This window comes from Methylobacterium sp. NEAU K (assembly GCF_030700285.1).
Classification (GTDB): domain Bacteria; phylum Pseudomonadota; class Alphaproteobacteria; order Rhizobiales; family Beijerinckiaceae; genus Methylobacterium.
Map to the genome: position 1 here is coordinate 134,098 of NZ_JAUYZJ010000004.1, position 13,662 is coordinate 147,759.

The following is a 13,662-nucleotide window of genomic DNA, read 5'->3' on the forward strand; positions in this document are numbered from 1 at the left end:
GGTCGCGCGCGTCAGGCCGCCCGCGCCTCCGGTGCCTCGCGGGAGACCCTCGCCACCGCGTCCCGCAGGGTCGCGAGGTCGGCATCCGGCCGCATCCCGTGGGTCGAGAGGTGGCGCCGGTAGGCGCGCGCGCCGGGCCGGCCGTTGAACAGCCCGAGCATGTGGCGGGTCACCGCGTGCAGGCGCTCGCCGCGGGCCAGCACGGCGGCCACGTAAGGCTCGAACGCCTCGACCGCCGCGAAGGCGTCGGCCACCGGAGCCGGCGCGCCGAACAGGCCGGGATCGACGCCGAGCAGCAGCGCCGGCTCGGTATAGGCGGCCCGGCCGATCATCACGCCGTCGACCTCGGTGAGCCGCGCGCGCGCGGCCTCGAGATCGCGCAGGCCGCCGTTGACCGAGACCGGCAGCCCGGGGAGCCGCCGCTTCAGCCGCGCGGCGCGGCCGTAATCGAGGGGCGGCACATCGCGGTTCTCCTTCGGCGACAGGCCCTGGAGCCAGGCCTTGCGGGCGTGGACGATCAGCCCGTCGACGCCCGCGGCCACCACCGCATCGGCCAGGGCGTCCAAGGCCGCCTCCGGATCCTGGTCGTCGACGCCGATCCGGCACTTGACCGTCACTGGCACGGAGACCGCCGCCTTCATGGCCGCCACGCAGTCGCCCACGAGGGCCGGCTCGCGCATGAGGCAGGCGCCGAAGCGGCCGTCCTGCACCCGGTCGGAGGGGCAGCCGACGTTGAGGTTGACCTCGTCGTAGCCGAACGCTTCCGAGATCCGCGCGGCCTGCGCCAGCTCCGCCGGGTCCGACCCGCCGAGCTGGACCGCGACCGGGTGCTCGGCCGCGCAGAAGCCGAGCAGGCGCTCGCGCGGCCCGTGCATCACCGCGCCCGTGGTGACCATCTCGGTGTAGAGCCGGGCGCGCGCCGACAGGGTGCGGTGGAACGCCCGACAATGGCGATCCGTCCAGTCCATCATCGGGGCGACGGAAAACCGCCATCCCGGTAGTGCGCCGCCCATGTCCGCCGTCGTCACGTGTGCCGGTTCCGTGCTGTCCCGTGTTCCGCCGGCGCGCCGCGCAGGACGATGCGGCGCCGGTCATCCGGTGGCTCGAGTTGAAGAGGCCCCCGATATCACGCGAGGGCGATCCGCGAAAAGGCGGGGCCGAACCGGGGCTGCGCCCGAACCGGTCCGCCGCGCGGCTTGCCCGTGGCGCGGCCCCCGCCCGGATGGGCCGCGCCGGCGCCGAATGGCGTCCTGTCGGCTCACGCTCGCTCCGGTCCGGCCGGACCAAGGGTGACCCGACGGTTCCTTCGATGCGGAAGATCGTCCTGAGGTCCGGAGACCCATTTTTGCACCGGATTGTCCGGCCTCGCTGGTCCAAGCGTCAATCCCGGCACGTAGGAGTTGAGACTGGCGTGACCGCTTCCCGTTTTTGTAAATATCTGGAGTCATTTGAAAACTTGAGCGATAATGTCGGCCCCGGGGAGGTCTGATTTGGCCGCCCGATTCCTGAGTATGCCGAGGATCCGCCGCGGTATATCAGGCCGAGGAACTTCGACGATGACTGTTAGTAGGAAGATTTTCGCGTTGCTTGGCGGCGTTCTGTTGGCATTCGCGACAATATTGACCTTCGAATTCCGTGCCTTGGAGGGTGTGATGATGGATGACCGCAGGGCCGTCGTCCGCCATCAGGTCGAGGCCGCCCACAGCATCGTGGTGGCCCTCGCCAGGCAGGCGGAGACCGGGACGATCACCCTGGATGAAGCGAAGCGGAGGGCTGCCGACGCCCTGCGGGCGATCCGCTTCAACGGCACCGACTACGTCTTCGTGTACAGTACGGCTCCGGGCCATCTGGGACGCAATATCGTCCACCCGAATCCCAAGATCGAAGGTACCAAGAGCTACGATGACGAGAGGATGAAGAAGTCCTTCGTCGGGAGCATGATCGAGCGCGGCAGGGAAGGCGGTGGCTTTACCGAATATCGCTGGCCGCGGCTGGGCGAGACCGAGCCCGCACCCAAAGTGGCCTACTCTCTGGCATTCGAGCCCTGGCAGTGGAACATCAATGCCGCGCTCTACGTCGATGACGTCTACGCGGCGAGCCGCGCGCGGATCGTCACGATCCTGCTCTGGGTGGTCCCGCTCTGCCTCTTGATCGTGGGCTGCGGGATCCTGCTCGCCCGCAGCATCACCACGCCGTTGGCCGCCTTCACGCGGGCGATGCGCCGGCTCGCCGGCGGCGAGATCACCATCGTGATCCCGGGGATCGGCCGAGGCGACGAGATCGGTCATATGGCCGCCGCGGCCGGGGTGTTCCGGGACAGCATGATCCACGCACAGACGCTCTCCGCCGACCAGCGCGCCGAGCAGACGCGACGCGAGGAGCGCGCCCGCTGGATCGAGGACCTGACCCGCGGCTTCGATCAGAACGCGAGCGATCTCCTCAAGAAGGTCGATTCCTCGGCAGCCGGGATGCGGGAGGCCTGCCGGGCGATGTCGGAGACCGCGGTCACGGCCGCCCGGCAGGCCGGCTCGGCCGCGGGCGAGGCGCAACAGGCCTCGGCCAACGTCCAGACCGTGGCGGCCGCCACCGAGGAGCTGTCGGCCTCCATCGCGGAGATCGGCGAGCAGGTCACCAAATCTGCGGCGATCGCGACCCAGGCCGTTGCCGAGGCCGAGCGCACGGATCGCCAGATCCAGGGACTGGCCGCCATGTCCGAACGGATCGGCGAGGTCGTGCGCATGATCGCGGCGATCGCCCAGCAGACAAACCTGCTGGCGCTCAACGCCACCATCGAGGCGGCCCGGGCCGGAGAGGCGGGGCGCGGATTCGCGGTCGTCGCCGCCGAGGTCAAGGGCCTGGCCGGCCAGACCGCGAAGGCCACCGAGGAGATCACCGCCCAGATCGGCGCGATCCAGAGCGAGACGACGGTCGCGGTCGAGGCCGTGCACTCGATCGGCAAGACCGTGGACACGATGAACGCCATTTCGAGCGCGATCGCCGCGGCGGTGGAGCAGCAGCGCTTCGCCACCGGCGACATTTCCCGCAACATCGACGAGGCCTCGCGGGGGACCGGGGCAGTCAGCGAGAACGTGGTATCGGCCTCGACGGCTGCCGAAGAGACGCGCCGCGTCGCCGACGGCGTCGGCGAGGCGGCCGGCGATGTAAGCCGCAGCGCCGAAGCGTTGCGCGCCGAGGTGGTGCGCTTCCTGGCCGACATGCGCGCCGCCTGACCGGCTCGATCGCGCCGCGCTGGCATGGACCCGTGCCGGCACCCGGGACCTGACGCCGCCCCGCCCGAAGCCGTCGCCGGTCAGAAGACCGGCATCGCCCCGGCGACTGTGACGAGCGCGCCCGACGTGTAGCTGCTCTCCTGGGAGGCCAGCATCACGTAGGCGGAGGCGAGTTCGGCCGGCTGGCCCGGGCGGCCGAACGGCACCTGGCTGCCGAACGATTTCACCGCATCCTGGCTCATCCCGGACGGGATGAACGGCGTCCAGATCGGGCCGGGCAGGACGCCGTTCACGCGCACGCCCCTCTCGGCCAGCAACTGCGCGAGGCTCAGCACCATGTTGCTCAAGGCGCCCTTGGTGGCGCTGTAGGCCATGAGTGACGGCATGGGGTGCTTGGAATTCACCGACGAGGTGAAGATCACCGAGGCGCCGGGCTTCAGGTGTGCGAGCGCCGCCTTGGTCACGTAGAACGCCCCGAACACGTTCGTGCGGAAATGTTCCTCGAAGATCGCGTCTTCGATCTCGGTGAGGTCTTGGTTCGGCTGCTGGAAGGCGCCGTTGTTGACCAGCACGTCGAGGCGCCCAAAGGTCTCGGCGGTGCGGGCGACGATCGCGCGGCCGTAGGCGGCATCCTTGAGGTCGCCCGGCAGGAGCAGCGCGCGACGGCCCGCCTTCTCGATCCAGCCGCCCACCGCCTCGGCGTCCGCCTGCTCCTCCGGCAGGTAGGAGATGGCGACGTCGGCGCCCTCGCGCGCGAAGGCGATCGCGACGGCCCGGCCGATGCCGCTGTCGCCTCCGGTGATCAGTGCGGCCTTGCCGGCAAGCTTGCCCGCGCCCGTGTAGCTCGCCTCGCCGTGATCGGGCTCGGGCGCCATGCGGCCGGTCATGCCGGGGAAGCTCTGCGGCTGCGCCTCGAAGGGCGGTCGGGGGTACTTGTGCAACGGGTCGGTGGTCACGCGTCGTCTCCGGTTGGGGTGCCGGTCCAACCGCGCGGCATCCGGGGTGTTCCGACGCCGCGCCGCCGCACCTGGACCGGTCGTCCCGTGGGGGAGAAGACGCATTTACGGCGCGGAAACATAAAACGCGCACCGCGGAGAAGCGCCGACACAGGTCGGCAACAGGCACCGGTCAGTCTTGGGGAAAGGAGGCGCCGCGATGGTCGAAATTCAACCGGAGGATCGGATCGCCCGCGTGATTGATCGCGCCCTGCTCGGTGCGGCGATGCTCTCGCTTACCTTCGGCCTGGTCACGGGTCTCTGGGGCCTGTTGCAGTGAGCCGCGCGCGGGCTGCCGCCCTGGGCCGCCGCCTCGGGCCGCGAACATCGATCCGACCCGGTCGCACTGCCCTGCGTCGGTCCGGCCTCGATCGCACCGCCCTCGTGTTGATCTGCACGGGTCTCGCGGTTCTCGCGCTAGCGCTTCTGCTGGTGGGTGTTCCGTGACGGGCCGCCGTGCATCGCCTCGCGGCCGGGAATCGGATGCGATGCTGAACCGTGTCGTGATCGCGGCCCTCGTCCTCGTGATCGCCGCGTTCCTGATCGGTTTGGCAAAGCTTGCCCGCGACGCGCTATCGCCGAACGAACCCTACGCGGCCAGCATCGGGCTGACCCTCGACCAGTGTGTCGCCGCCCAGGATGGTTTTTCGCCCGAGGAGGCGCGCGCCTACTGCCGACGGCCCGTGCCGAAGCGGCTGTGAATCGGCTCCGATCGCGACGCGATCGGGAGCGGAGCTTCGAACGCGGCCCCCCCTAGGAGCTGGCTCCTGGGGGGCCTTCGACGGGACAGCCAGTTGGATCGAGCTGGGGATGCTCAGCCGAAGTCGAGGACAGGACCGCTCAATAGCTGCCGAACTCGTAGTTCAGGCCCACACGGCCGAGCACGCCCTCGTTCTGGAAGCGCGTGGCGAAGGTGCCGATGGTCCGGACGGTCGGCAGGAGCGGGATCGTGCGGCCGCCGAGATCGTAGTAGAGCGCCTCGCCCTTCACCGTGACCGCGTTGGAGTGGAAGACGTTCAGGAAGGAATCGGTGGGCAGGGCATACTCGATGCCGCCGCCGACCGCATAGCCGGTCTCGATGCGCGAGCGGCTCCCGAGGAAGACGGGCGGTCGCGCCGCCGTCTGGAAGAGGCCGCCGCGGTAGGTCTCGCCTGCATAGGCGAAGCCGCCGGTCCCGTAGAACAGGGTGCGGTCGATGGCGTAACCGACGCGCCCGCGCACGGTCCCGAGATAGTCGCCTGACTGACGATAGGTGTTGGTGCCGACAAGTCTGCTTTGGAAACCGTAGCCGCGGCGCAGATCGGTATAGGCCGCATCGGTCTCGACGCCGACCACGAAGCCTGAGCCGGGCGTGAGCTGATAATTGTAGCCAACTTGGCCGCCACCGGTGAAGCCGTCCCGCGGCAGCCTGACCGTGCTGGTGTAGGGACCTCTCGTGGTCCCATCACTCCACCGGAACACGCCCGCCGTGTTCGCCACGTCCCTGGTCGAAGTGACGTAGCCGGCGTTGATGCCGAAGTAAGCGCCCGTCCATGTGAAGACTGGCAGTGCGATCGGCGCCGGCGGTAGCGCGCGTCGGGGCAGGTCTGCAGCAGAGGCGGCGGCTGTCAAAGCAGCCAAGGCAGCCGGTGTCAGAATGGTCTTGTTCATGTCGGATCGGTCCAAGAATACGAAGCCAGAACCGACCTAACAAAATCTCATTTACCGATCCGTATCGTCGTAGCAACACATAAAAGCAAGCATATTTGTCAAATAATTAAATAAAATAGGTGAGTTTGTAACTCAATGTCATAAAAAGTTTTGAGTTTATTATAAAGATATATCTGATAAATTGCGCATTTTCAACATGAAACTTAAGAATTGACGTCCTCTTCTGTGCCGAAGGCTCTGCCGCCGGCCCGCTTCGACGCAAAGCGAAAGCGGCGCCCGATCGGGCGCCGCTTTCAAATCCTGAGCTTCGATGCGCTGCCTCGCGCCGGAACGGGATTCGCTCCGGTGGCGCGTCCTCTAATGGTCGTGATTGCAGCCGGGGCCGTGGACATGACCGTGGTGATCATGCCCGTGGTCTTGATCATGCTCGTGGGCGTGATCATGCCCATGGGCATGACTGTGGCCGTGATCATGGCTCTGGTCGTGACTGTGATCGTGGCCGCAGGTGCTGTGGTCGTGCGCTGCGCGCTCGGGGCGGAAGGTGCGGGAGACCGGGGTCGCGACGCAGCCCTGCCCGCGCACCAGCTCTGCGGTGGCCGGGGAGGCCAGGACGTAGAGCACGTCGGCGGCGATCTCGGCGGGCACGTGGCTGCCGCCGAGCTGCCAGGCCAGTCGCATCAGCCGGGCCGGGTTCTCGGCGCGCACCTCCATGAGGTCCTCCGCGGCGGCGCGCACCGCGACGAGGCGGCCGTCCTCGAGGCGCAGGGCATCGCCGTCCTCGAGGGGCGCGGTGTTGGCGAGCGCCACCTCGAAGCCGAGGCCGCCCGCCGCGATGAGGGATCCGGTGGCCGCGGTGCGGGCGGCGTGATCGAGGATCACCGTGTCGGCGACGCGGTCGGCGCGAACCGCCGCCCGGCGGACGATCGTGGTGGCTCTCGGCATGGGACCCTCGGGGATGGTGCCGCGGCGCCCCCGGCCGGAGCGCCGCCTCTGGCCGGTGGCATAGGGCGAGACGGGAAGCGGGCGCAACTCCTGCCGCCGGGCATGGAACCTTAGCCGTATGGCGGGCATTCTTTTGCTGCTAAGCTCACGACCATCCGCGACGATCACGGCCGAGGGCCGGACCGGATGCACAGGGGAGATCTGGGGACCATGAAGAAGCTCGCTGCCGCCGCCCTCGCCACCATCGCTGCCCTCTCGCTCGGCGCCTGCAACACCCCGGAGGATCGCGCGCTGGGCGGTGCGGGCCTCGGTGCGCTCACCGGTGCGGCCATCGGCGCCGCCGCCACGGGCCGTGCGGGCGGCGCCCTGGCGGGTGCCGCGATCGGAGGCGCCGGCGGCGCCATCGTGGGCGCCTCGACCGCGCCGCGCTGCCCCTACGGCACCTACCGGGACGCCTACGGCAACATCTACTGCCGCTGAGGCGTAAGCCGTGCCCGACCGCCGCGCGATCGGGCACGGCGCTGAGGGTTTGTCGTGACGCGCTCTCGTCCGCCGAACCAGCCTCGACTTCGGCGGACAGCGCTCTGACAGGCCAGAGGCCGGGGCGCGTCCCGGCCCTTCCGCACTGCGCGAGGAGCGGCTATCCCGGCGCTCGGCCGGGCGCGTCCCCGGTGCCGGACGCAAGCCGTCTCCCATGAGAGCACCGAGTCCACGATCCGCCCGAGGGTCGGTCCGCCCATGACCCAGGGGGCCAAACCTCAGGGCCCCTGGGGCAAGATCGGCGGCGCCGGGCTCGGGCTCGCCATCGGCGGTCCGCTCGGGGCGCTGATCGGCGGCGTCGCGGGCCATTTCCTGATCGATCGGATCGGCGCGCCCTTCGGCCCGACACCCCGCGACGTGGTTTTCACCACCGGGCTGGTGGCGCTCGCCGCCAAGATGGCCAAGTCCGACGGCGTGGTATTGCCCTCAGAGGTCGAGGCGTTCGGCCGCGTCGTGCGCGTCGAGCCGTCCGCGCGTCCTGGGGTCGAGCGCCTGTTCGATCTGGCGAAGAAGACCACGAATGGTTTCGAGGCCTACGCGCGCCAACTCGCCGCGACGTTCGGCGAAGAGCCCGCCTTGCTCGAGGACGTGCTCGACGGCCTGTTCCAGATCGCGGGTGCCGACGGGGCGCTCCACGAGGCGGAGGAAAGGTACCTGCGCGCCGTCTCGGGCATCTTCGGCTTCGACGAGACCGCCTTCCAGCGCATCGCCGCCCGGCACGTGCGGCTGCCGGACGATCCCTACATCGTCCTCGGGCTCGACCGGTCGGTGGACGACGCGACCGTGAAGGCGCGCCACCGGGCGCTGGTCGCCGAGCACCACCCCGACCGGGCCCTGGCCCGGGGCCTGCCCGCCGAGGCCGTCGCGATCGCCACCCGGCGGCTGGCGGCCATCAATGCGGCCTACGACCGGATCGCGCAGGAGCGTGGCTTGCGGTGAGTCTCGTTCCGGACAGTCCCCTCGCCCGCCGCGTCGCGCCGTCGCCGAACCACGGCGAGCGCCGCGGCCAGCGCCCCGACATGCTGGTCCTGCACTACACCGGCATGGAGAGCGGGGCCGCCGCCCTGGCGCGCCTGCGCGAACCGCTGAGCGAGGTCTCGGCCCATTACCTCGTGTTCGAGGATGGCGGCATCGTCCAGCTCGTGCCCGAGGCCCGGCGCGCCTGGCACGCGGGCGCGGGCGCCTGGAAGGGCGTCACCGACGTCAATGCCCGCTCGATCGGGATCGAGATCGTCCATCCGGGCCATGCCGGCGGCCTGCCGCCCTATCCGGACGCGCAGGTGGCGGCGGTGATCGCCCTGGCCCGGGACGTCCTCGGGCGCTGGCCGATCCCGAAGGAGCGGGTGCTGGCCCATTCCGACATCGCGCCCGAGCGCAAGGAGGATCCCGGCGAGACATTCCCGTGGGACCGCCTCGCGGCAGCGGGGATCGGCCATCACGTGCCCCCCGCCCGCCTCCGGGACGGCCGGTTCTTCGCGCAGGGCGATGCCGGCCAGCCAGTGGAGGCGCTGCAGGCGATGTTCGCCCTCTACGGCTACGACCTGCCGGTGACGGGCGTGTTCGACCCGCGCACGCACGCGGTGGTCGCGGCGTTCCAGCGCCATTTCCGCCAGGAGCGGGTGGACGGCGTCGCCGACGCCTCGACGATCACCACCCTGCGCGACCTGATCGCCGCCCTGCCCACGACGGCGGCCTGAGGTGCCCTCAGGCCCGGTGGGCCCGGGCCTCGTGCCGGGGCACCGGCGCCGAGACCTCCTGGGCGGGCGCGTCCGTGCGGGTGCGCCACAGGCTGTAGACCACGCCGATCGCCAGAAGCGATAGGGTCACCACCAGGGAGACCCACGGCGGCACGTGGACGAGCCCGAACGTGTCGGCGACCACGATCTTGGCGCCGATGAAGATCAGGATGAAGGCGAGCGCGGTCTTGAGATAGGCGAACCGGTCGACCATCGCGGCCAGGGCGAAGTAGAGGGCGCGCAGCCCGAGGATCGCGAAGATGTTGGACGTGTAGACCACAAAGGTGTCGGTGGTGATCGCGAAGATCGCCGGCACGCTGTCGACCGCGAAGATCACGTCGGCGCCGTTGACCAGCACCAGGGCCAGGGCCAGCGGGGTGAACCAAAGGGCCTTCCGGCCGGTCGCCGGGTCCGGCCTGCGCACCGCGAAGTGCTGGCCGTGCAGCTCGGGCGTGACCCGGAAGGTCTTCTTGATCCAGCGCACGGCGGCGCTGTTCTGGAAGTCGCCCTCCTCCTCGGACCCCGAGAACAGGATCTTCAGGCCGGCGAAGATCAGGAAGGCGGCGAACAGCGACAGCACCCAGTGGACCTGGTGCACCAGGGCGGCACCGAGCCCGATCATCAGGCCGCGCAGAAGCACGGCGGCCAGGATGCCCCAGAGCAGGACCCGGTGCTGGGCGGCGCGCGGGATGCCGAGCGCGGCCAGGATCATGGCGATGACGAAGACGTTGTCCATCGACAGCGACTTCTCGACCACGAGGCCGGTGACGTATTCCTCGCCTGCCTGCGGCCCGAGATACCACCAGATCCAGCCGCCGAAGGCGAGGCCCAGGCTGAGGTAGAAGCCCGTGAGCAGCAGGCTCTCCCGCACGCCGATCTCGTGCTCCTTGTCCCGGTGGAGTAGCCCGAGGTCGAAGGCGAGCAGGCACGCGATCAGGACGTGGAAGCCGAGCCACATCCACAATGGCTTGCCGAGCCATTCGACGGTGAGAACGTCCATCATGTACGGGACCTGATGCGATTCCGGAAGGAAGGCATCGGCTCCGACATCACGGGCGCTGAACAGCGCCCGCCAGAGGGGCCCGCAGCCGATGAGGGCGAGTTAAGAGGGCGAACCGGGCGAATCAAGGGCACGGCCGAGACGGCCGGACGGCTCACCGCTCATGCGTCCCCGGATAGCTTCATCAGCACGAGGCCTGAGACGATCAGTGCGGCCGCGGCGATCCGCAGGGGGCTCGCGCTCTCGCCGAGCAGCAGGATGCCGAGCACGAAGGCGCCCACCGCCCCGATCCCGGTCCAGGCCGTGTAGGCGGTGCCCAACGGTAGGCTGCGCATGGCCAGCGCCAGCAGGACGAAGCTGCCGAGCGCGGCCGCCACCGTCACGGTGCTGGCGATGGGCTGGGTGAAGCCCTCGGAGCGCTTCATCGCGTAGGCCCAGACCACCTCCAGCAGGCCGGCCGCGACGAGGATCAGCCAAGCCACGGCCGGGCCCTCACGCGTGGGTATCTGCGGCCGGCTTCGTCGCGGGGCGCTCGCCCAGGGGGCGCTCTTCCATGAAGGCCAGGAACGCGAAGGCCGCCCCCAGGCCGAGGCAGGCGGCCAGGAACACGGAGCGGAAGGTCAGGGCGAGCTGCGCGGGGTCCGCGCCGCGGATAAGGCTCTCGACGTCATGGGCCGTCCCCGCTGCGCCCCCGAGTACGATCGTGCCGAAGGCCGCCACGATCAGGGCGCCCCCCAGGGAGCGGAAGAAATTCATCGCCGCGGTGGCGATGCCGAGCTGGTGCGGCTCGACCGCGTTCTGGATCGCGATTGTGGAGAGCGGCAGGATCGTCCCGATCCCCATGGAGAGCAGCGCGAACATCGCCTCCAGCAGCCAGAACGGCAGCGCCCGTCCCTCCGCGGCGATGCCGGCGCAGCAGGCGATGCTGACGCTCATCATGGCGAGCGGCACGCGCTTGTAGTGCCGGAAATAGATCATCGACCGGCCCGACAGCGTGGCCCCCGTGACGGTGCCGACCATCAGCGGCACCAGGGCCACGCCGGACTCGCTGGCCGTGAGCCCGATCACCCCTTCGAGGAAGATCGGCACGTAGATGGTCAGGCCGATGAATGTGCCCATGGCGAAGCAGGCGGCCAGCGTGGCGCTGTAGACCACCCGGTCCTTGAGCACCTCCGTGGGGATGAGCGGCTCGGCCGCGGTGGCGAGCCGCGCCGCGAAGCCGCCGCCCAGAACGGCCGCCACGGCGAGCAGGCCGAGCACCGGCGTGGAGCTCCAGGGGTAGCGCACGCCGCCCCAGCTCAGGGCCAGCAGCAGGGCGACCGAACCCAGGACCAGCAGGACGGCCCCGGGATAGTCGAGCCGGTGGCGGCGCTCGTTGCGCGGCAGGAGCTTCAGCTTGGCGTTGGTCAGCGCGAAGGCGAGGCCGCCGATCGGCAGGTTGATCCAGAAGATCAGCGACCAGTGCAGGTGCTGGGCGAACAGGCCGCCGAGCAGGGGGCCCGCCACCGAGGCCGCCACGAACACGCCCGCGATCACCACCTGGTAGCGCGCCCGTTCCTTGGGCGCCATGATGTCGGCCAGGATGGTCTGTGACAGGGCGATCAGCCCGCCGCCGCCGATGCCCTGCAGGCCGCGGGCCAGTGCCAGCGTCACCATCGTGGGGGCCAGCGCGCAGGCGAGCGAGCCGAGCACGAAGGTCGCGATGGCGATCAGCAGCATGATCCGCCGTCCGTGGATATCGGAGAGCTTGCCGTAGAGCGGGGTGACCGCCGTGGAGGCCAGCAGGTAGGCGGTGACGATCCAGGGCAGGTTCGCGGCGTCGCCGAGATCGAGCCCGATGGTCGGCATCGCGGTGGCCACGATGGTCTGGTCGAGGGCCGCGAGCAGCATCGCGGTCATCAGGCCGAACACGATCGAGCGGATCTCGAGCGGACTGAGGCTGTCCTGCGCGGCGGAGGGGGCCGGCTGCGCCTGGATCCCGGGGACGACGATGGAGCTGGCCACGTCTCTCGAAAACCTCTGGTCCGGGCTGCAGGCCTGCCCGGCATCCGGGGCGGATGGCGGCTCGGTGCGGCAAGGAGGGATGCGTCGACGGGCCCTCGACCCGGAGGTCGCCGATCTACGCAGGGCGGAGAATGGAGAAGAACTTATCTGCGGTTGGTGCGGGTTCCTACCGCATCGCCCGCGCGCCTGCACAGCGCGCAGTGCAACCCGCGCGCCTATCCCTCCCCGCAGAGGGGGGAGGGATAGGCGTGTGCGTCCGGCCGCGGCCCTCATCCGGTGACGATGTGTGAAGACCGTGGCTTCCCTTGACAGGCACCGGCCGCCTGCCGCTCTGCAGGCGGATGCCGGGTGACACGAACGATATCGCCATCGTGGGCGGCGGGCCGGCCGGGCTGGCCGCGGCCGAGGTGCTGGCCCAGGCCGGCCGCGCGGTCACGGTCTACGACCGCATGCCGTCGGTCGCCCGCAAGCTGCTGATCGCCGGGCGCGGCGGCCTCAACCTCACCCACAGCGAGCCGCGCGCGGCCTTCCTGGCCCGCTACCATCCTGCCGGCCACCTGGACGCCGCCATCGCGGCGTTCCCCCCGGAGGCGCTGCGGGACTGGTGCGCGGATCTCGGCGAGCCGACCTTCGTGGGGTCGAGCGGGCGGGTGTTTCCGGAGAGCTTCAAGGCGTCGCCGCTGCTGCGGGCCTGGCTTGCGCGGCTCGACCGGCTCGGGGTCCGCATCCGCACCCGCTACCGGCTCACCGCGATCGCCGAGGGGCTCCATTTCGAGACCCCGGACGGCCCGGCCGAGATCCGGCCCAGGGCAGCCCTGCTGGCGCTCGGCGGGGCGAGTTGGCCGCGGCTCGGCTCGGACGGGCGCTGGGTGCCGCTCCTCGAAGGGCTCGGCGTGGAGGTCGCGCCCCTGGAGCCGGCCAATGCCGGGTTCGCGGTGGCGTGGTCCACCCTGTTCCGGGAGCGCTTCGCCGGGGTGCCGCTCAAGCGCGTGGCGCTCGCCTGCGACGGCACCACCGTGCGAGGCGAGGCCGTGATCACCGCCTCTGGGATCGAGGGCGGGGCGGTCTACGCCCTGTCGCGGGTTCTGAGGGAGGCGATCGCCGCGCGGGGCCGCGCCCGCCTCGTCGTCGACCTGCGCCCCGACCTGGCCCGGGAGGCCCTGGCCCGCCGTCTCTCCGGCGCCCGGCCGGGGGACTCGGCCGCGACCCGGCTGCGTAAGGCCGCGGGGCTCTCGCCGGTGGCCGCGAGCCTGCTGCGGGAGGCGGCGGGCGCCGCCCTCCCGGCCGAGCCCGAGGCGCTCGCCGGGCTGATCAAGGCCGCCCCCCTCGACCTCACCGCCTCGGCCCCGATCGAGCGGGCGATCTCGACGGCGGGCGGGGTCCGGCTCGACGCCCTCGACGGGCGTGCCATGCTGCGCGCCCGCCCCGGCCTGTTCCTGGCCGGCGAGATGCTCGACTGGGAGGCCCCCACCGGTGGCTACCTGCTCCAGGGCGCCTTCGCGGGTGGCCGGGCGGCGGCCGCCGGGATGCTCGACTGGCTGCGCGAGACGGCCGGTTGAGGCGCG

At 70.6% G+C, this 13,662-nt stretch carries 13 protein-coding genes; 6 read left to right on the forward strand and 7 right to left on the reverse strand.

The features are described 5' to 3' along the window. Window positions 1–11: 11 nt before the first annotated feature. Window positions 12–1,013 carry a tRNA dihydrouridine(20/20a) synthase DusA gene (gene dusA, locus Q8W67_RS05005; RefSeq protein WP_305541859.1) on the reverse strand — a complete coding sequence of 334 codons (1,002 nt, stop codon included), beginning with the start codon at window positions 1,011–1,013 and terminating at the stop codon, window positions 12–14. Between the two features lie 639 nt (window positions 1,014–1,652). On the opposite strand from dusA, the gene Q8W67_RS05010 reads away from it, so the two are divergent. After that, window positions 1,653–3,230, forward strand: coding sequence for a methyl-accepting chemotaxis protein (locus Q8W67_RS05010; protein WP_305541631.1), 1,578 nt, complete (start codon window positions 1,653–1,655; stop codon window positions 3,228–3,230). Between the two features lie 80 nt (window positions 3,231–3,310). On the opposite strand, the gene Q8W67_RS05015 is transcribed toward Q8W67_RS05010, so the two are convergent. Continuing rightward, window positions 3,311–4,186: an SDR family oxidoreductase gene (locus Q8W67_RS05015; RefSeq protein ID WP_305541634.1), complete on the reverse strand. Its 876-nt coding sequence runs from the start codon at window positions 4,184–4,186 to the stop codon at window positions 3,311–3,313. 527 nt (window positions 4,187–4,713) lie between these two features. Between Q8W67_RS05015 and Q8W67_RS05020 the strand changes: the two genes are divergently transcribed. Beyond that, window positions 4,714–4,926 (forward strand): hypothetical protein, encoded by a 213-nt coding sequence (locus Q8W67_RS05020; RefSeq protein WP_305541637.1) that lies wholly within the window; start codon window positions 4,714–4,716, stop codon window positions 4,924–4,926. 139 nt (window positions 4,927–5,065) lie between these two features. Here Q8W67_RS05020 and Q8W67_RS05025 read toward each other — a convergent pair whose 3' ends face one another. Together Q8W67_RS05025 and Q8W67_RS05030 are read right to left on the reverse strand one after the other, a co-directional pair. Next, a complete protein-coding gene (locus tag Q8W67_RS05025; protein ID WP_305541640.1) occupies window positions 5,066–5,875 on the reverse strand; it encodes an outer membrane protein in 810 nt (269 codons plus the stop codon). A 357-nt stretch (window positions 5,876–6,232) separates the two neighbouring features. Next, entirely contained in the window at window positions 6,233–6,817 is a 585-nt protein-coding gene (locus Q8W67_RS05030; protein WP_305541642.1) for an urease accessory protein UreE, read from the reverse strand. A 210-nt stretch (window positions 6,818–7,027) separates the two neighbouring features. Between Q8W67_RS05030 and Q8W67_RS05035 the strand changes: the two genes are divergently transcribed. The 3 genes from Q8W67_RS05035 to Q8W67_RS05045 all read left to right on the forward strand — a co-directional run bounded on the left by Q8W67_RS05035 (window position 7,028) and on the right by Q8W67_RS05045 (window position 9,054). Continuing rightward, on the forward strand, window positions 7,028–7,297 hold the full coding sequence (locus Q8W67_RS05035; protein WP_305541645.1) for a hypothetical protein: 270 nt from the start codon (window positions 7,028–7,030) through the stop codon (window positions 7,295–7,297). 258 nt (window positions 7,298–7,555) lie between these two features. Further along, window positions 7,556–8,296 (forward strand): TerB family tellurite resistance protein, encoded by a 741-nt coding sequence (locus tag Q8W67_RS05040; RefSeq protein ID WP_305541648.1) that lies wholly within the window; start codon window positions 7,556–7,558, stop codon window positions 8,294–8,296. Then, the gene (locus Q8W67_RS05045; RefSeq protein ID WP_305541651.1) at window positions 8,293–9,054 is read left to right on the forward strand and encodes an N-acetylmuramoyl-L-alanine amidase; all 762 of its coding nucleotides are present in this window, start codon (window positions 8,293–8,295) and stop codon (window positions 9,052–9,054) included. Before Q8W67_RS05040 ends, Q8W67_RS05045 begins: the two co-directional genes overlap by 4 nt. Before the next feature lie 7 nt (window positions 9,055–9,061). Here the strand turns inward: Q8W67_RS05045 and Q8W67_RS05050 are convergent, their stop codons facing one another. From Q8W67_RS05050 to Q8W67_RS05060, 3 genes are all read right to left on the reverse strand, one after another. Beyond that, the gene (locus Q8W67_RS05050; RefSeq protein WP_305541654.1) at window positions 9,062–10,096 is read right to left on the reverse strand and encodes a TerC family protein; all 1,035 of its coding nucleotides are present in this window, start codon (window positions 10,094–10,096) and stop codon (window positions 9,062–9,064) included. A 158-nt stretch (window positions 10,097–10,254) separates the two neighbouring features. Next, entirely contained in the window at window positions 10,255–10,575 is a 321-nt protein-coding gene (locus tag Q8W67_RS05055) for a multidrug efflux SMR transporter (protein WP_305541657.1), read from the reverse strand. Window positions 10,576–10,585: 10 nt separating this feature from the next. Continuing rightward, the gene (locus tag Q8W67_RS05060) at window positions 10,586–12,097 is read right to left on the reverse strand and encodes an MDR family MFS transporter (protein ID WP_370693815.1); all 1,512 of its coding nucleotides are present in this window, start codon (window positions 12,095–12,097) and stop codon (window positions 10,586–10,588) included. Window positions 12,098–12,438: 341 nt separating this feature from the next. On the opposite strand from Q8W67_RS05060, the gene Q8W67_RS05065 reads away from it, so the two are divergent. Continuing rightward, window positions 12,439–13,656 (forward strand): TIGR03862 family flavoprotein, encoded by a 1,218-nt coding sequence (locus Q8W67_RS05065; protein ID WP_305541660.1) that lies wholly within the window; start codon window positions 12,439–12,441, stop codon window positions 13,654–13,656. The last annotated feature ends 6 nt before the right edge of the window (window positions 13,657–13,662 follow it).

Bases quoted from the DNA above. Each gene is read 5' to 3' on its own strand.
- Q8W67_RS05040 (WP_305541648.1), top strand. From the start codon at position 7,556: ATGACCCAGGGGGCCAAACCTCAGGGCCCCTGGGGCAAGATCGGCGGC.
- Q8W67_RS05065 (WP_305541660.1), top strand. From the start codon at position 12,439: ATGCCGGGTGACACGAACGATATCGCCATCGTGGGCGGCGGGCCGGCC.
- Q8W67_RS05025 (WP_305541640.1), bottom strand. From the start codon at position 5,875: ATGAACAAGACCATTCTGACACCGGCTGCCTTGGCTGCTTTGACAGCC.
- Q8W67_RS05020 (WP_305541637.1), top strand. From the start codon at position 4,714: ATGCTGAACCGTGTCGTGATCGCGGCCCTCGTCCTCGTGATCGCCGCG.
- dusA (WP_305541859.1), bottom strand. From the start codon at position 1,013: ATGGGCGGCGCACTACCGGGATGGCGGTTTTCCGTCGCCCCGATGATG.
- Q8W67_RS05050 (WP_305541654.1), bottom strand. From the start codon at position 10,096: ATGATGGACGTTCTCACCGTCGAATGGCTCGGCAAGCCATTGTGGATG.
- Q8W67_RS05035 (WP_305541645.1), top strand. From the start codon at position 7,028: ATGAAGAAGCTCGCTGCCGCCGCCCTCGCCACCATCGCTGCCCTCTCG.
- Q8W67_RS05010 (WP_305541631.1), top strand. From the start codon at position 1,653: ATGATGGATGACCGCAGGGCCGTCGTCCGCCATCAGGTCGAGGCCGCC.
- Q8W67_RS05030 (WP_305541642.1), bottom strand. From the start codon at position 6,817: ATGCCGAGAGCCACCACGATCGTCCGCCGGGCGGCGGTTCGCGCCGAC.